The sequence below is a fragment of the Marinobacter psychrophilus genome (genome assembly GCF_001043175.1).
In the GTDB taxonomy this organism is placed as follows: Bacteria; Pseudomonadota; Gammaproteobacteria; order Pseudomonadales; family Oleiphilaceae; genus Marinobacter; species Marinobacter psychrophilus.
Genome location: NZ_CP011494.1, coordinates 1,034,554 through 1,052,197 on the forward strand (window position 1 = coordinate 1,034,554; position 17,644 = coordinate 1,052,197).

At 51.7% G+C, this 17,644-nt stretch carries 16 protein-coding genes; 8 read left to right on the forward strand and 8 right to left on the reverse strand.

Going from position 1 to position 17,644, the window contains the following annotated elements; genetic code table 11:
- Nucleotides 1-85: 85 nt before the first annotated feature.
- The 3 genes from ABA45_RS04685 to nspC form a co-directional block, all read right to left on the reverse strand.
- Nucleotides 86-1,138 carry a hypothetical protein gene (locus ABA45_RS04685; RefSeq protein ID WP_048384517.1) on the reverse strand — a complete coding sequence of 351 codons (1,053 nt, stop codon included), beginning with the start codon at nt 1,136-1,138 and terminating at the stop codon, nt 86-88.
- 170 nt (nt 1,139-1,308) lie between these two features.
- On the reverse strand, nt 1,309-2,550 hold the full coding sequence (locus ABA45_RS04690) for a saccharopine dehydrogenase family protein (RefSeq protein WP_048384518.1): 1,242 nt from the start codon (nt 2,548-2,550) through the stop codon (nt 1,309-1,311).
- Between the two features lie 82 nt (nt 2,551-2,632).
- Nucleotides 2,633-3,730 (reverse strand): carboxynorspermidine decarboxylase, encoded by a 1,098-nt coding sequence (nspC, locus tag ABA45_RS04695; protein WP_048384519.1) that lies wholly within the window; start codon nt 3,728-3,730, stop codon nt 2,633-2,635.
- Nucleotides 3,731-3,830: 100 nt separating this feature from the next.
- Between nspC and ABA45_RS04700 the strand changes: the two genes are divergently transcribed.
- Nucleotides 3,831-4,010 (forward strand): hypothetical protein, encoded by a 180-nt coding sequence (locus tag ABA45_RS04700; protein WP_048384520.1) that lies wholly within the window; start codon nt 3,831-3,833, stop codon nt 4,008-4,010.
- Between the two features lie 121 nt (nt 4,011-4,131).
- On the opposite strand, the gene ABA45_RS04705 is transcribed toward ABA45_RS04700, so the two are convergent.
- On the reverse strand, nt 4,132-5,145 hold the full coding sequence (locus ABA45_RS04705; protein WP_048384521.1) for a class I fructose-bisphosphate aldolase: 1,014 nt from the start codon (nt 5,143-5,145) through the stop codon (nt 4,132-4,134).
- 299 nt (nt 5,146-5,444) lie between these two features.
- Here ABA45_RS04705 and ABA45_RS04710 point away from each other — a divergent pair, with 299 nt between their 5' ends.
- The 7 genes from ABA45_RS04710 to ABA45_RS04735 all read left to right on the forward strand — a co-directional run bounded on the left by ABA45_RS04710 (nt 5,445) and on the right by ABA45_RS04735 (nt 14,492).
- Nucleotides 5,445-7,481: a PhoX family protein gene (locus ABA45_RS04710; RefSeq protein WP_048384522.1), complete on the forward strand. Its 2,037-nt coding sequence runs from the start codon at nt 5,445-5,447 to the stop codon at nt 7,479-7,481.
- Nucleotides 7,482-7,730: 249 nt separating this feature from the next.
- Nucleotides 7,731-9,110, forward strand: a complete 1,380-nt coding sequence (locus ABA45_RS04715; protein WP_048384523.1) for an NAD-dependent succinate-semialdehyde dehydrogenase — start codon at nt 7,731-7,733, stop codon at nt 9,108-9,110.
- A gap of 413 nt (nt 9,111-9,523) precedes the next feature.
- Nucleotides 9,524-10,231, forward strand: a complete 708-nt coding sequence (locus ABA45_RS19235) for a CHASE3 domain-containing protein (protein ID WP_227506129.1) — start codon at nt 9,524-9,526, stop codon at nt 10,229-10,231.
- Nucleotides 10,167-11,201, forward strand: a complete 1,035-nt coding sequence (locus tag ABA45_RS19240) for a methyl-accepting chemotaxis protein (protein WP_227506130.1) — start codon at nt 10,167-10,169, stop codon at nt 11,199-11,201. The genes ABA45_RS19235 and ABA45_RS19240 overlap by 65 nt, the downstream gene beginning before the upstream one ends.
- A gap of 210 nt (nt 11,202-11,411) precedes the next feature.
- Entirely contained in the window at nt 11,412-12,020 is a 609-nt protein-coding gene (locus ABA45_RS04725) for a Yip1 family protein (protein ID WP_048384524.1), read from the forward strand.
- 117 nt (nt 12,021-12,137) lie between these two features.
- Nucleotides 12,138-13,607 carry a DASS family sodium-coupled anion symporter gene (locus tag ABA45_RS04730; RefSeq protein ID WP_048384525.1) on the forward strand — a complete coding sequence of 490 codons (1,470 nt, stop codon included), beginning with the start codon at nt 12,138-12,140 and terminating at the stop codon, nt 13,605-13,607.
- A 135-nt stretch (nt 13,608-13,742) separates the two neighbouring features.
- A complete protein-coding gene (locus ABA45_RS04735) occupies nt 13,743-14,492 on the forward strand; it encodes a ZIP family metal transporter (RefSeq protein ID WP_048384526.1) in 750 nt (249 codons plus the stop codon).
- 81 nt (nt 14,493-14,573) lie between these two features.
- Here the strand turns inward: ABA45_RS04735 and ABA45_RS04740 are convergent, their stop codons facing one another.
- From ABA45_RS04740 to minD, 4 genes are all read right to left on the reverse strand, one after another.
- A complete protein-coding gene (locus ABA45_RS04740; RefSeq protein WP_048388691.1) occupies nt 14,574-15,929 on the reverse strand; it encodes a PhoH family protein in 1,356 nt (451 codons plus the stop codon).
- Between the two features lie 85 nt (nt 15,930-16,014).
- The gene (locus tag ABA45_RS04745; RefSeq protein WP_048384527.1) at nt 16,015-16,506 is read right to left on the reverse strand and encodes a CBS domain-containing protein; all 492 of its coding nucleotides are present in this window, start codon (nt 16,504-16,506) and stop codon (nt 16,015-16,017) included.
- Between the two features lie 58 nt (nt 16,507-16,564).
- Entirely contained in the window at nt 16,565-16,816 is a 252-nt protein-coding gene (gene minE / locus ABA45_RS04750) for a cell division topological specificity factor MinE (protein ID WP_014870220.1), read from the reverse strand.
- A 3-nt stretch (nt 16,817-16,819) separates the two neighbouring features.
- On the reverse strand, nt 16,820-17,632 hold the full coding sequence (gene minD, locus ABA45_RS04755) for a septum site-determining protein MinD (RefSeq protein ID WP_048384528.1): 813 nt from the start codon (nt 17,630-17,632) through the stop codon (nt 16,820-16,822).
- Nucleotides 17,633-17,644: the final 12 nt, after the last annotated feature.

A 17,644-nucleotide genomic window follows, 5' to 3' on the forward strand; every position in this document is an offset into this window, starting at 1 on the left:
CTGTGATATTCAAAGCTCGGTCAGACAAACATTATTCATTTTCATGGACAGGCACAATCAATTCAACCAGGGACAGATTTGAATTTCAAATCTGTCCCTTATCGTTAGACTCCGGCTCAAGAATTTTGCGTGCTGCTGCGGATTTATAGAAAGCTGACAGCCGCCGCCGCACCAGGGCCTCAATATACCCCTCTTCCTGAAGCACGCCCATCACCGGAATGGCCCAGGCGTCCACTTCTGCCATGATGACTTCACGGGTAACGCCCAGATCGTCAAGCAGATCGGTCAGTGGTTGGTCACCGTATTTTACAAACAAGTGCGCAACTACGGCTCGGGCGCAGCCGTCAAAATAGTCAGTTTTCCGGAACTGCAGCCAGAACTCATAGCCCAGCGCCACAAACTCCTTTAGCTGAATAGCGCCCAGTCCTCCTTGGAGCTCGGCAAGTGTTTTATCTTCCACTTTTTCCCAGGCGGCCATAACCGTTTTGCGTACTTCATCGTCTGATATCGCGCCCTGCAAAAACTTCTCGCTGCGGCTGATAAGCCCGGGCAAGCTCTCTGCAAGCCACGCTTTCAAGCGGCGCTCAAATGTTTCATCAAGCCCTGGCACAGCTTTGTTCGCCATGCGCTTGCCAAATTTCACCATCGAACCAATACCGGGCACCGACTTGGTAATCAGGTTGTCTTCATACAGATAATTAACCACACCGTGGTACACCATGTTTGAAATCAGTTCCTGATAAATCGGGTGTGCAATGATGTCACTGATTATCTGTTTACGTTGGTGCCTTAACTCTAGCGCTGCGTCGAGAAAGCCGGTCACTTGGTCTTGGGTGACAATGTGCCCCAATGCGGCTGTTTCCTGAATCGGTGCGTTTAGAACCTCGGTTGCCATTTCAGCCGCCAGCTCCAGAACGCCTGCGTTCAGCTCCATATTCACAACAACGCGCTGAAGGGTTTCTGCCACCTGGTTTTCCGAAGCGATACGATTCAGTGTGACATTGCCCGCGTGATCAAGAAGCTCACTAACCTCCTGTCGCAAAAACTTGCGAAGCTTTGCGCCCTTCAGTGAGGCAACCTCATGCTTCACGTGCAATTCAAGCAGTTGGCTGGCTGTATCGTTGTTGTGGGTGGGCATGGTGTTGGCGGCCTTATTGATGCGATTGAAAAGTGTAAACCAGGAACAGATTTCAAATTTGTCCCTTATTTAAACCATGGTAGATCACGTAAAGGCAAGGACCTACTTATCGGAAGCTTAAACCGTAAAAAGCCAGCAATAGCTGGCTTTTGTCTTTTTCAAAAAATAATTCAGGAAAAGGTTAGCTGTCTTTCACCTTTTTCATCACGAATACAGGTGGGCAAACCCATTTGGTTAAGCAGGTTCAGAAAAGGTCGAGGTGGCAATTCTTCCACATTGGCCATGGTGCCTATATCCCAAGTGCCATCAGCAATCAAAAGGGCGGCAGCCACTGGTGGAACACCTGCTGTATAGGAAATGCCCTGACTGCCCACTTCTTCGTACGCGTCTTTGTGGTCGGCCACATTGAAAATAAAAATTTCCTTGTCCTTGCCATCTTTTTGACCTTTGATCAGGTCACCAATACACGTCTTGCCCGTGTAATTCGGCGCCAGGGATGAAGGGTCAGGCAAAATTGCTTTCACCAACTTCAAGGGAACCACCTCAAGGCCTTCTGCTGTTTTCACGGGTTGCTCGGAAAGTAAACCCAGACTATTGAGCACCGTAAACACCGTGATGTAGTGCTCGCCAAAACCCATCCAGAAACGAATGTTGGGCACATCCAGGTTCTTGGACAGTGAATGAATTTCATCATGTCCGGTGAGGTAGCTGGTATGTTCACCCACCACAGGCAGATTATCTGTGCGCTTATTCTCGAACATCTTGTTTTTGGTCCACCGGCGATTCTGCCAGGACCAAACTCGCCCGGTAAATTCACGGAAGTTGATTTCGGGATCAAAATTGGTGGCAAAATAACGGTCATGATTCCCGGCATTGATGTCGATAATGTCGATGGAATCAACCGTGTCAAAATATTCATCAACCGCCAGCCTGGCGAAGGCATTAACGACACCCGGGTCAAAGCCCACACCTAGAATGGCCGTGGTCTTGGCCTTTGCAAATTCGTCCTTGCGCGTCCACTCATAGTTACCGTACCAGGGTGGCTCTTCGCAAATCTTATCCGGCTCTTCATGAATGGCGGTGTCCAGATAAGCGACACCGGTATTGATGCAGGCGGTCATCACCGACATATTGATAAAAGCCGAGCCAACATTGATGACAATCTGGGCTTCCGTTTTATAGATCAATTCTTCAGTGGCAGGAATATCCAGGGCATCCAGTGCAAAGGTTTGAATTTTGCCCGGCACCTTCATGCTGCCCTTTTCTTCCACGGTTTTAACAATGGCATCACACTTGGATTGGGTACGTGAAGCCAAAGTGATTTGGCCCAGAACGTCATTATTCTGAGCGCATTTATGGGCGACCACCTGAGCAACGCCCCCACCTCCGATAATCAAGACATTTTTTTTCATTTCCAGACATAACTCCAATTATAAACCGTGGTTGATTTGCTAAAAGCAAGACGTTGTCAGGTCATGCCGCCTACGGCAAGCCTTACGACAATGCCTGCACAAAATCGTCATAGTCGAATGACTTGACGAGTTCAATACGTCCATCCAGTTGTCTAACCGCAATAGACGGCATCCTTACGCCGTTAAACCAACTTTTTTTGACCATCGTATAGCCCGCCGCATCCTGAAAAGAGAGGCGGTCACCGATCTGCAAAGGCTTTTCAAACTGAAATTCGCCAAAAATATCACCAGCTAAGCAAGACGTTCCACAAACCTGGTACGCGTAATTCCCTCGGTTGGGCTTGAGTTTTGCGCTTTCCCGGTAGATCAATAGATCCGGCATATGGGCTTCAATAGACGAATCGACAATCGCCAGATTTTTATTGTTGTTGAGCAGATCAAGAACGGTCACTTCCAGGCTGGTAGAATGGGTGATGGCAGCCTCGCCGGGCTCCAGATAAACCTGCACTGCATAACACTCAGCAAAGGCCTTCAGTCTTTGGCAGAAGCGCTCCAGAGGGTAGTCTTCTCCGGTAAAGTGAATGCCACCACCCAGACTGACCCAGCTGACTTTTTCCAGCAGGTGCCCAAAACGTGTTTCGATTACCTGCAGAAGTTCATCAAAGCGCTCGAAGGAGGCATTTTCACAGTTGTTGTGAAACATGAAGCCTGAGACCTGATCCAGAACGTCCGCGATTTTTTCCGGGTCGTGCTCACCCAAACGGCTGTGCGGGCGGGCCGGATCGGCAAGGGTGAAATTCGAGGAGCTGACACCGGGGTTAACTCTGAGCCCCCGGGTTTGGTGTGCAGATACCTCAGAGAAGCGCTGTAACTGGCTGATGGAGTTAAAGATGATTTTATCGCTGTGAGCCAGAACTTCTTCAATCTCATCATCCGCGTAGGCGACACTGTAGGCGTGTGTTTCCCCTGAAAATTTCTGCTTACCCAGTTTGACTTCATTGAGAGAAGAAGACGTCGTGCCATCCATGTAGGCTTGCATCAAGTCAAAGACACCCCAGGTGGCAAAGCACTTGAGCGCCAGCAAGGATTTGGCACCAGACTCTTCCCGCACCCTGGCAATGATCTCCAGGTTACGCAGAAGTTTGCTTTTATCGATCAGATAATAGGGCGTTTTGAGCATTGTCTTTCCTCAAAAATACGCAACTATATACGATAAACACTCTTGGACATTACTTTTGACATCTGTCTCAACCAACACCCTGTATTCAAGGACTTTTATTTTGGAAACACTACTGATCATACTAGCGGTGCTGTTTGTGGCGCTGATTGTTATTCTGCCGCTGGTTGAGAAATATGCGCCGAAAGGTGAATCTCGTGATTACGGCAACATCACGCGGTTCATTTTTCCGCTGATGGCCGTGTTGATTTTGGCGCAAATGATTCGGCATTTCTTTTTCTGAGCCGGAGGGGGTGGAAGATCATTAGCGTTTTGAATAGGGATAGGTACTGCGTAGTTTGAAGTAGACATACGCACGGCGTTGTTTCACGGCTAGGGTGCTTGTACGGCAGGATGCGATTGATTTAGCCTTCCATATTCGCTTTATATTCCCCGGTGCTAGCAGCGCCGTTGAGCCTGGCCCGTTTGAACATGGCGGTCTGGGCAGCGGGTGTGTTGCCCGGTTCTCCGGCCCAAGCTTTCTGTGCCGGCTCTTGCAGGGCGCGTCCATAAGAAAAGCTCAGGCTCCAGGGTTGCTGGCCAAGGCTGTTCATCGCGTTCAGGTTGATAGTAGCTTCTTCGGGAGTCTGTCCGCCGGAGAGGAAGTTGATACCCGGAACGGCCGCCGGAACAACTTTGCGTAATACCCGCAAAGTAGCTTCTGCTACTGCTGCCGGAGATGCCTTCGCACACGCTTTGCCTGGCGTTACCATGCTGGGCTTTAGAATTATGGTTTCCAGTTGCACGCGGTGGCGGCGCAGGGCGTTGAAAACCTCCGCAATCACGGCTTCGTTCACTTCTGCAGACCGTTCAATGGTGTGGTTGCCATCAATCAGAACCTCTGGCTCTACAATGGGCACCATACCTTTGGACTGGCATAGTGCGGCATACCGGGCCAGCATTTCAGCATTGGCTTCCACCGCCTGGCGTGAGGGCAGTGTGTCGGAGACGTTGTACACCGCCCGCCACTTGGCAAAACGGGCGCCCTGGTTCTTGTAGATTTCCAGCCGGTCATCCAGGCCGTCGAGGCCGTAGGTTATTTCATCGCCCGGAGCGTTGATCAGGGGCTTTTTCCCCGTATCTACCTTGATGCCCGGCACAATTCCTTGGCTTTCCAGCAGCTTGGCGATTGGTACATTATCCAGGCTGTTCTGACTCAGGGTCTCCTCAAAAAGAATCACACCGCTGACAAATTCTCCAAGCCCGGGTGTGGAAAAGATCAGGCTGCGGTACTCCCGGCGTTTATCTTCTGTGGATTCAACACCCACCGCATCGAAGCGTTTCGCGATAGTCGGGAGGCTTTCGTCTGCAGCAAGAACCCCCTTGCCTGGCTGAACAAGAGCCTGAATCGTCGAAAGTAATTCGGCGTAAATATTCATGTCAGCACCTATGCCGTATTGAATGTTGTCATCTTTTTCGGCTCTTTCTGCTCTGCAGTATAGTCTACTCATTAGCCATGGGCGCTGAAGTGCCGTTCACATCCAAGGTAGGGGACAGATTTCAAATCTGTCCCCGGTTCCCAGCATTATGCTCAAGATGTGCCTGTCCATCACTCCCTCCCGTATTTACTCCTGCTTTTTCTTTTGACAGTCTCTGCATTGTCATATCTCCCGCTGACACTGTGTTCCAGACACCATCTTTTTTTTCGATGATTAAGAGCAACAAGGAGAGGCATAACATGGCGAAGCACAACGTTGATTCCAAGTATCTGGACCCCGATTATGAGCCGGTTGTAAATCATTCGGGTAACAAAGTATTCGATGATGTGCTTAATGCGCGCGTGCAGCGCCGTACCTTGATGAAAGGCGGCGTGGGTGCGGCGTTGGCCAGCATCATGGGTTTCGGCCTTGCGGGCTGCGGCAGCGATAGTAGTAGCGTCATTGCTAGTGCTAGTGCAGGTTCAGACCCTGATGGCGATAACGTTAGTAAAACGGCCCTTGGCTTTGACGCGGTCGCCGTATCCACCGCCAATAATGTTGTTGTGCCTGCGGGCTACTCGGCAAAAGCTTTCCTGCCATGGGGAACCCCAATTACCGGGTCTTATCCGGAGTTCAGGGCTGACGCGTCTAACTCTGGCGCCGAGCAGGAACAGCAAGTGGGCATGCACCACGATGGCATGCACTTTTTCCCGATTGATTTCAAAGCGGGCGGTAACCGCTCTGATGAGGGGCTGCTGGTAATGAACCATGAATACATCAACCAGAAAGCCCTGCACCCTGAAGGTCCCACCTATAACCAAAGTGGCATGCGCCCGGCCGATGAAGTGCGTAAGGAAATAGCCGCGCACGGCGTGTCGGTGGTGCATATAAAGCAAGACAGCGCGGGCACTTGGGACATCGTGTTTGAAAGCCCTTTCAATCGTCGGGTGACGGGCAATACAGAAATGGATATCCGCGGGCCGGTTCGTGGTTACCAGAAGCTGTCAACCCGCTTCAGTCCGAATGGCACCCAGACACGGGGCACGCTGAACAACTGCTCGATGGGCCCTACGCCCTGGGGAACCTACCTTGCGGCAGAGGAAAACTGGCACGGCTACTTTGCCAACGGCTCGCAAACGCAGCCACGGGAACAGACCCGTCACGGTGTTGGTAACGCTACCCGCTACGACTGGGAACAGGCAGACAGTGGCGAGGATCAGTACATTCGGTTCAACATCACCCCCGCGGCCGAAAGCGCTAAAGACGACTATCGGAACGAAGCAAACACCTTCGGTTATATGGTCGAAATTGATCCGTTTACGCCGGAAAGCAAACCTCAGAAACGCACAGCTTTGGGTCGATTCGGGCACGAGGGCGTCATTTTTGCGCCGGTTGAAGAAGGTAAACCCGTTGTCTGTTACTCCGGCGACGACTCCCGCTTTGAGTATATTTACAAGTTTGTTTCCTCGCGGCCTTATTATGCGGCAACTGCCAGCGGCTATCTGCTGGATGAAGGCACCTTGTATGTCGCACGTTTTAATGAAGATGGCTCGGGCGACTGGCTCGCGCTGTCGCTTGATAACCTGGATTTTGTGGCCCGCGTGCAGGCTGCACAAGGTTCATCGGTGGGCGCTGTTCTTTTCGAGGGTTTTGAAAACCAGGCGGATGTTCTTTTGAATACGCGTTTGGCCGCCGATATTGCCGGAGCTACGCCGATGGATCGCCCGGAATGGGGCGCGGTTGACCCGAACACGGGCGAAGTTTATTTCACCCTGACTAACAACTCACAACGCACGGAAGAACAGGTGAATGCGGCCAACCCCAATGCAGAAAATCGCACGGGCCACATTATTCGCTGGAGCGAAGCCAATAAAGACTTTGCTGCAGCTGAATTCCAATGGGATATCTTTTTGTTTGCCGGGGAGCAGGGCACAGAGACGATCGTAGATGGAAAAGTTGTTGTGTCGCTGACGGATGACAATATCTTCAACAGCCCGGACGGCCTGTGGTTCGACTACAATGGCCGCCTCTGGATTCAGACCGATGGCTCTGACGCTGCACCCTACCAGAACAACATGATGCTAGCGGCCAGCCCCGCAACCCGGGACATCAGGCGCTTTTTTGTGGGACCTCAGGGTTGTGAGGTAACCGGCGTTGTGACCACGCCGGACGTTAAATCCATGTTTGTGAACATTCAGCATCCGGCTCGCGATTGGCCCTTTGGCACCGAGGGCGATCATCCGCGGGATGCAACCGTCATCATTACCCGCGACGACAACGGCGTGATCGGCGCCTGAGCGCGCGGCCCGACATGGAGAAGCATAAGACAGCGTAAACAAGATAGGCGACAGATTTCAAATCTGTCGCCGGTGTTATGCCCAGAGTGTGCTTGCCCTTACTCCGTTGGTGTTTCATGGCCACCGTTATACGATTATGTAACCTCGCCGTTAGCGCTTTGTTGGTGTGTTAACTTCCGAGGATGGATTTCGGTCGGATGGACCGGGCGATGGTCCTGAAACGCAATTCCACCTGAAGGAGGCATAGCGATGTCAGATTCAAACCAGACAATCAATCCGGCAACGGAAGAAGTGATCGAAACCTATTCTTTGATATCCCGGGAAGAAGCAGAAGGCATTGTCGATCAGTGCCACGAGGCTTTTTCGGGCTGGCGGCAAACACGGTTTTTGGATCGCGCGAATGTGCTGCGAAAAACCGCTGAACTGATTCGCGAGCGCAAGAATGAGTACGCCGCGCTGATGACCCGTGAAATGGGTAAAACCCTGGCGCAGGGCAAGCAGGAATGCGATTTGTGTGCGGCCATTTGCGAGTACACCGCAGATCAGGGCGCGCAGGTATTGGCTGACGAACCCCGCAACATTGACGGTGGCCGCGGCTTGGTGACCTATCAGCCCCAGGGCGTCATTTACGGCATTCAGCCGTGGAATTTCCCGCTGTATCAGGTTATCCGTTACAGCGCCGCCAACCTGATGGCTGGTAATACCGTACTGTTGAAGCACGCAGCCAACGTGTGGGGTATGGCCGTTGAGGTTGAGCAGCTGTATCGCGATGCCGGCTTGCCCCAAAACGCCTTTCGTACGCTGCTGATCAGCCATGACGTTTCAGATGCGGTGATCGAACACAAGCGTGTTCGCGGCGTTACGCTAACGGGCAGCCCGGGTGCGGGCCGCATTGTTGCCGAAAAAGCGGGCAAAGCATTGAAGAAATCAGTGATGGAGTTGGGCAGTAACGATGCCTATTTGGTGCTGGCCGACGCCGACATTGAAAAGGCTGTGAAGTTTTCTGTGCAGGGCCGGGTGTACAACGCCGGTCAAACCTGTGTTGCCGCCAAACGTTTTATTATTGACGATGCGGTTTACGACCAGTTCCGTGATGCCTACGTTGCCGCGATGAAAAACGTGACATTTGGTGACCCGACTGACCCGCAAACCGATATCGGCCCCATGGCCCGAAAGGATCTGCGGGATGGACTGCACGATCAGGTGCGCAAGTCGATTGACGCCGGCGCCACCTGCTTGCTGGGCGGCGAGATTCCAGAGGGTAAGGGTTGCTATTACCCGCCGACGGTTCTGGAAAATGTCACCCCAGGCCAGCCCGCTTACGACGCCGAGCTGTTCGGCCCCGTGGCCGCGCTGATTCGGGTAAAAGATAAAGCCGAAGCGATCGCGGTTGCCAATGATTCTGTGTATGGCTTAGGTGGTGGTATTTTTTCTGCAGATGAAGCAGAAGCGATCCGCATTGCCCGTGACGAACTGGACACCGGTATGGTGAACATTAATGGCTACAACCTGGCGCTGCCAAACATGCCCTTTGGCGGGGTGAAAGAAAGCGGCTATGGCCGTGAGCATGGTGGTTTTGGCATGCTCGAGTTCGTGAATGTGAAAGGCGTTATGATCAGCGATGGTTGATGGAATTGAATCGCTGTGAGCCTTAGCAAAAAAAGGGGGGGTAGATTTTAAATCTGTCCCCCTTTTTTGCTCTCTCTGCATCTGAAGCCTCCCACTGTGTGACCTTGGTCACAGCAGGGCATGGCTCAATTAGCGTTGTTAGCACTTAAGTTGTACGTTGCGCTGAGCTACAGTTAAAGTGTAAAAGATTTCGACTTTTTAATATTTCAAAGTTTGGCTTAGCAGAAAAGTCGCCTGCGGATGGCTGCATGTTGCCAGCAGCGCAAAAGGCATAATTATGCTGGAAGTGGGAGGACAACAAGCTGTTGGGCTTGATTTCCCCTAAAGTTTTTCAGAAATTCTACGATAAGCGTATAGGTTTTCAATAAATTCAATTGCTAGGCGATCTGCGTCTATTTAGTCTGGGGAAAATCATGGAAAACATGAGATTGCGCACCAAATTATTCTTGGTAAACGGGCTAATCTTATTGTTTTTAATTGTTATATCGACAATCGCTTATGTGGGCATTAAGTCTTTGCTCTATAACTTTAACTCGGTAGACCACACTTATAAGGTGTTGGCCAAAGCTTCCTCGATTGAATCAGCGGCTGTTGATATGCAAACGGGTATGCGAGGGTTTTTGTTGACGGGACAAGAACCGTTTCTCGATCCTTACAAATTAGGTGAAAAACAGATAAATGCACTAATTGATGAGCTGTCAGTGACGGTTGAAAAAGACCCTCAGCAAGTACTGTTGTTGTCTGAAATCAGAGAGGCCGTTGCAACATGGAAGCGAGAAATTGGTGAACCGAACATTGCTCTGCGTCGGCAGGTGGGCGTTATAAGAACTCTCTATGACATTGCGAACGTCGTAGGGCAGGCGAAAGGCAAGGAGCATTTTGATAAATTTCGAAAACAAGTTGCTACATTTAAAGAAAGAGAAGAGTCGCTCATGGTGACACGAATGAACTCTTTGAATTCCGATTCGGCTTTTGTGATTAATATAACGGTGTTTGGCACACTGATTGCGATTATTTTCGGTTTTGCTTTGGCTGCATTTTTTTGCGAAAAGTATCATGCGCCAACTAGGCGGGGAGCCGGCATATATCGAAAAAATCGCAACGAATGTTGCGGGAGGTGATCTGCAAGCCAACGCTGAGGCAATGTCGCGAAAGAATTCAATTGGGATTTTTGCGACCTTACAGAATATGGCTGAAAACCTACAGGAAAAAGCCGAAGTACTAGAGCGCATTGCGCAAGGCGATTTAACCGTTGAGGTTTCCTTAGCGTCAGAGCGTGATGTGTTAGGCCGTTCGATGCAGAAAATGGTGGCTAACCTAAATGAGTTTTTTGGGAAGGTTCAGGAAGCGGGCAATGCGATTTCTGCGGGCAGTGGTCAGTTATCGGGGGCCAGTAAAAAAGTTGCTGAGGGTGCAAATAAACAAGCGACGAATTTAGAGAGTATTTCATCGTCGTTATTTGAACTAACGTCTCAAACCAATGAAAATGCCGATAGCGCTTTGCAAGCTCAGAAGTTAACAGCCGATGCTCAGCAAGCAGCGCAAGCAGGCAGTAAAGAAATGTCGCGTATGATGGTTGCGATGGAAGAAATTAACAGTTCAAGCAAAAATGTTGAGTCTTTCATTAAAACAATTGACGAAATTGCATCCCAAACAAATTTGTTGGCTTTAAACGCCGCGATTGAAGCGGCCCGGGCAGGAGAGCAAGGGCGTGGTTTTGCGGTGGTTGCTGACGAAGTAAGAAATTTGGCTAGACGAAGTGCGAATACGGCCCAAGAGACATCCGCATTGATTGAGAAATCGACTGAAAAAGCTAAAAACGGTATCGATATTGCGAGCAAAACAACGGAGTCATTAAAAAATATATTCGCTAACGTGAATGAAGCATCCAACCTTGTGGCCCAAATAGCGCACGCCTGCAGCGAACAAGCGAAAGCTGCCGAATACATTACCGAGAGCGTTACGGGGATCGAGACGATTACTCAAGCGAGTAACCATACCGCAAAAGAAACGGCCAATACGGCGTTAAAACTGAACGAGCAGGCGGAGTTGCTGGACACGATTCTGAAAAAGTTTCAAATTAAAGGGTGAACGGCGTTGTGTGGGCTGCCGGCCTTAAAAAGCGCCCGACTTGGGCCGTTCTAGGTTGAGCCTCAAAGGTGGGACGCTTTATGATTTCGAATCGGGAGTAGGTAGTCAAATTTTAATCGATTATTTCAATCGCCGCTGATCTGGCGAAATCGAAAGTGTCGTATATACTCTTATAGACAACAATAACAACGACAACAACAGGTGGTGCTCATGCTTCTTTCACACGCTTTTGGATTATTCACGAAACCGGACGCAGAATGGGCTGCCATTCGCAACGAGCACGAAACACCCCGCCGGCTGTATGTTGCCTACGTCTTGATTCTGGCGGCGATAGCCCCGATTTGTGCTTACATTTCAACAGCTATTTTTGGTTGGAAAGTGGGCAGCGAAAGGATTGTTAAGCTGACCGAAATCAGTGCGGCCCAACTCAGCGTGCTAACGTACATTGCTATGCTGGTGGGCGTTTTTGCGCTGGGTTATGCCGTGAACTGGATGGCTAAAACCTACGGGGCTAAAGAAGAGATAACGCCGTCTAACGGCATTGCACTGGCGGCTTATTCCTGCACACCGATGTTTCTGGCAGGCTTCGCTCTGCTGTACCCGGTGCCCTGGTTCAATGCGATGGTATTTTTGGCGGCTGCCTGTTACGGCGCCTGGCTGATGTATGACGGGCTTCCCATCGTGATGGGCATTGATCAAGACAGAGCCGTATTTTACGGCGGCGCACTGTTAACTGTGGCGCTTGTTATTCTGGTCGCCACCCGTGTGGGTTCGGTTATTGTCTGGAATTTTGTGGCGTCCCCTGTTTTCGTCGGGTAACACGATTCGCCAGTAAGGGTTTTTACGATGATCGCAGTGAGCCTCGAAGCTGGAAGTTTCGGGGCTCAGTGCGTTAAAGTTAAAAGAGGTTTTAAACATCACTAAAGGAGCTTTGTGATGCCCTCTTCTACGTCCGATTTCCGCCTTCTGCCCGCGCTGATTGCAATCGCCATCGGATTCTCTATCTGGTTTATTCCCACGCCGGAAGGCGTTTCTGCTCAAGGCTGGCTGATGTTGGCTATTTTTGTGGCCACTATTGCCGCGATTATTAGCAAGGCTATGCCCATCGGTGCCATTTCAATTGTCGCGATTACCGTAGTTGCCGTAAGCGGCGTTACCAGCGATAACCCTGGCACCGCCATTCGTGATGCACTGGGCAGTTTTGATAACTCGTTGATTTGGCTGATAGCCGTGGCCATTATGATTTCTCGCGGGCTTATAAAAACTGGACTGGGTGAGCGGATTGGCTATTATTTCATTTCCATTTTCGGCAAACGCACGATTGGCATCGGCTACGGCCTGGCAATTTCCGAGCTGGTGATTGCACCGGTTACGCCCAGCAATACCGCACGCGGCGGTGCGATTATTCACCCGATTATGTTGTCTATCGCCAAGAGTTTTGAGTGCACGCCAGACAACGGCAATACCAACAAAATTGGTAAGTACCTGGCCCTTGTGAACTATCATGCCAACCCCATTACCTCGGCGATGTTCATTACCGCGACGGCGCCCAACCCGCTGACGGTCAAGCTGATTGCCGACGCTACCGGGTCGGCCATTACTTTAAGCTGGACAACCTGGGCCCTGGCAATGTTGCTGCCGGGCCTGGTCGCCATCGCGCTGATGCCGCTGGTGATTTATCTGATGTATCCACCAGAGATCAAAGCCACTCCCCACGCGGTTGATTTTGCCCGTGAACGCCTGAAAAAACTGGGCAAATTGAGCCGCGATGAGGGCATTATGCTGGGCGTATTTGTCGTACTGTTGCTGTTGTGGGCCGATGTGCCGGCGTGGATTTTTGGGGACACGTTCAAACTGAACTCGACCACCACCGCTTTTGTCGGCTTGTCGATTCTTTTGGTCACCGGTGTACTGAACTGGAAAGACGTACTCGGCGAGAAAAGCGCCTGGGATACGCTGGTTTGGTTTGGCGCGCTGGTGATGATGGCGACCCAGCTTAACGAGTTGGGGGTGATTGAATGGTTTTCTGGCGCGATTCAGGATGGCATTGTTAGTACTGGCCTTTCTTGGCCGGCCTCCACCGCGATATTGGTGCTGGTGTTTCTGTATTCCCACTATTTCTTTGCCAGCACCACAGCGCACATTACGGCGATGATGGGTGCCTTTTTGGTGGTTGGTCTTAGCTTGGGCGCGCCACCCATGGCGTTTGTGCTGATGATGGCGGCGACGTCGTCCATCATGATGACGTTGACTCACTATGCCACCGGTACTTCCCCGGTTATCTTCGGTTCCGGTTATGTAGAGTTGGGTGAATGGTGGAAGGCCGGGTTTGTGATGAGCGTGGTTAACCTGGCCGTTTGGGTTGTGGTTGGCGGTGTGTGGTGGAAAATTTTGGGGTATTGGTAAAGAAAAAGCGCATCACGTTGAACCTTGGCAGCCGCTTGGCGATACAACATGGCTGATTGGCAACAATGGTGGCGCTGGGTAGTGTGTAGGCTGCTGACTTGGAATTTATCAAAAAGAAGGGAGATACCCGCAGTTATGACTTCGTTATGGACGACCGTTATTTTAGCAACGCTGGCTGGAGCCGCCATTCCAATCGGCGCAGTTCTGGCAAAGTTTGAGCATATTGGGCCAAGCTGGCTGGAAAGCGAATTCCGCCACGCGGTGATTGCCTTTGGTGGCGGTGCATTGCTGTCTGCGGTAGCGCTGGTGCTGGTGCCAGAAAGTGTTGACCTGCTAAGTGGCTGGTGGGTCGCGTTGGCCATGATTGTAGGCGGGCTGGGATTTGGTTTGCTGGATGTGGTGCTGGCGAAGGCTCAGGGCTCGGTGTCGCAGTTGATCGCGATGCTGGCGGATTTCATACCTGAAGCGCTGGCGCTGGGAGCTATGTTTGCGGTGGGCGGCCAGGGTGGCATGCTGCTGGCGCTGTTGATTGCGGTGCAAAATTTCCCAGAAGGTTTTAATGCCTACCGTGAAATGACCGCGGCGGATGATCCAGCCACCATTCACCGTGGCCGCAAAGCTCAAGATATGAAAGGTAAAAAAGTGCTGTTGATATTCTGCTGTCTGGTGCCTTTGGGGCCGGCGGCAGCTGTTGTCGGGCACGTCTGGCTGGCGCAATACGATGAGGTTCTGGACTTTATTATGCTGTTTGCATCTGGCGGTATTTTGTATCTGGTGTTTCAGGACATTGCTCCGCAGGCAAAGCTAGAAAAACACTGGTTGCCGCCTATGGGCGCAGTTCTAGGGTTTTTGTTCGGGGTGTTGGGCCAATTGGCGGTAGGTTGAAAAAAGCCCGGTCAGCAAACAAACTGACCAGGCTTTTTTAATCAGGTTTTAACCACTTGGCAGGCGCGATATCTTCATAGCTTACAGGTTGGCTTCCGCAAATTCCGCCAATGCCGAACGGGGCACGCCTTGTAGGTGTATGTGGCCACCGTGGCGAAACGTTTTGAAGCGTTCGGTCATGTAGGTCAGGCCGGAGCTCAGAGCGCTCAGGTAAGGGGTGTCAATCTGCGCCAGATTACCCAGGCAGATCACCTTGGAGCCGTTACCGGCGCGGGTGATGATGGTTTTAATCTGGTGCGGGGTCAGGTTCTGGGATTCGTCAATAATGATTAGGCTGTGCTGAAAGCTGCGGCCCCGAATGTAGTTCAAGGATTTAAAGTGCAGGGGGACTTTGCTGAGAATGTAATCCACGCTGGCGGTCATGTTTTCGTCGTCTTCGTGCAGCGCCTCCAGATTGTCCACAATGGCGCCGAGCCAGGGTTCCATTTTTTCCGCTTCGGTGCCGGGCAAAAAGCCGATGTCTTCGTCTAACCCCTGGGTACTGCGGGTAGCAATAATACGTTTGTAGAGTTTGCTGGCCACGGTCAGCTCAATGCAGGCCGCCAGCGCAAGAATGGTTTTTCCAGAGCCTGCGGCGCCGGTCAGGTTCACCAAGTGAATGTCTGGGTCTAGCAGCAGGTTCAGGGCAATGGCTTGATAGATATCGCGGGGAAGCAAACCCCAGACTTCTTCGTTCATCAGGTCGTGCTGGTGCAGGTCGCGAATGACCAGATAGTCGTCGCCCAGTTCGCACACTTTGCCCACAAAACCCTGTTGGTCCAGCACAAATTCGTTGATGTTCAGCCGCGCCAGTTCGCCTTCGCGCTTGAATCTGTGCTCGGTGACGCCATCCCGCTGCTTGGTTTCGACTTTGCTTATGGTGTCCCAGAACGAACCGGGGAACTCGGTATAGCCCCGGGGCAGCAGGCCGATGTCGTCTACTAGCTGGTCGTTGTGGTAAGCCTGGGCTTCTACGCCAAAGCCGCGGGCTTTCAACCGCATGTTGATGTCGTTGCTAACCAGAATGATGTCGTGGTCGGTGTGGTGTTTCTGCAGGGCGGCCAGGCTGTTGATAATTTTGTTATCGTTCAAGTGCTCGGGCAAGGCGTGGCCGCTTACCGATTCCGAACTCATCAGGATCGACAGAGTTCCCATGGGCTCAGCTTTTTCGCCCCGTGCTATAGGTACACCGCTTTCAATCTGCTTCGGGCTGGCGTCGCCTAACAGCCGGTCGATGGTGCGAATGGCTTGGCGACAATCGGCCGCTACCGTCTGCTTGCCGGATTTCAGGCTGTCGAGCTCTTCCAGCACGGTCATCGGAATGATGACCTGGTGCTCGTCAAAATTTAGCAGGGCGTTGGGGTCGTGAATCAGAACATTGGTGTCTAGTACGTACATCTTGAGGCGGTCTTGCGATGCTGCGGGCATAAGGGGCAGTACCTCTAAAACGGGCGAATCGGAGGGCGGATACGGGCTGGCCGGTTCAGTCTTGCTTCGCGCAGCGCTGGGTCATATCGCGGTCGGCAATGATCTTGAGTAGATCATACGTGGTTATGATTCCGGTGATTTTTCCATCAAGGGTGACAAATATACGGTGCACATGCTCGGCCATCATGGTTTTGGCAATTTTGCGCACCGGTGTGTCTTCGTCAACAGATAGCAGAATAGGGGTCATTATGTCTCTGACCTCCACCGGCAGTTTGCCCATACCCTCGTAAATGACCATGCGCAAGCGACGGGCCTCGCGGGCTTCGTCTTCCGTCAACTGGGCCTCGGTTTCCGGGCGGCTGGCGTTCCAGCGGAATTCGATAATATCTTTCAGGGTAACAATGCCGATGATGTCGCCGCTATCGTCGGTGACCGGGCTACCAGCGATTTCGTTATCGGTCAGAAAGCGTGCCAGCCTGTCCATAGTCCAGGACTGGGGCACCGCTTTGATACTCGGGGTCATTATCTCGCGTGCAAGCAACGGCATGATTCAGGCAGCCTATGTTTAAAAGAAGGTAAAAGCTTAGCCCGAACCCTTGCCGGCGTCACTTCTCGGGCAGCGTTACGTTCAGTTCAAGCACCGAACAAGTGTCGGTGCGGTCTATCTCTACTTGTACCATGTCATCGCTGATGTCCACATACTTGCGGATAACCGCCAGCAGTTCTTGCTGCAGCGCTGGCAGGTAATCCGGTTGTTTGCGGTGGCCCCGCTCGTGGGCCACAATGATTTGCAGTCGCTCCTTGGCAACACTGGCGGTATTGTTTTTTTTGCTCCTGAAATAGTCCAGAAAACTCATTTGCTAGTCTCCCTTGAACATCCGTGAAAAGAAGCCCTTCTTCTGGGCTGTCATAAAACGGTGTTCCCGTTCTTCTCCTAGCAGGCGCGCCACGGCATCATCATAAGCCTGGCCAGCGTCGCTTTCGGTCTCTAAAATAACCGGAAGGCCTTGGTTAGAGGAATTCAGCACTATTTGGCTTTCGGGAATAACACCCATCAGCGGTATCGCCAGAATTTCTTCTATGTCGGCCACCGACAGCATCTCGCCACGCTCTACCCGTACTGGGTTGTAACGGGTCACCAGCAGGTGTTCTTTTACCGGATCCTGGCCCTTTTCGGCGCGGCGCGACTTGCTTTGTAGAATGCCCAGAATGCGGTCAGAGTCGCGCACGGAAGACACTTCCGGGTTGGTGACTACAATAGCTTCATCAGCAAAGTAAAGAGCCATCTGGGCACCGTGCTCAATACCGGCTGGCGAGTCACAAATGATGTAATCAAAGGTTTGTGCCAGCTCGTTGATGACCCTTTCTACGCCTTCTTTGGTCAGCGCTTCTTTTTCCCGGGTTTGCGAGGCCGGCAGGATGAACAGGGTGTTTACCCGCTTGTCGCGGATCAGTGCCTGGCTCAGTGAAGCTTCGCCCTGAATAACGTTAACGAAGTCGTACACCACCCGACGCTCGCAGTTCATGATCAGGTCCAGATTACGCAGGCCAACGTCAAAATCTATGACCACGGTTTTGTGGCCACGTTTGGCTATGCCGGTGCTGATTGAAGCGCTGGTGGTGGTTTTGCCAACGCCGCCTTTTCCTGAGGTTACTACAATAATTCTAGCCAAAATTTAGTTCTC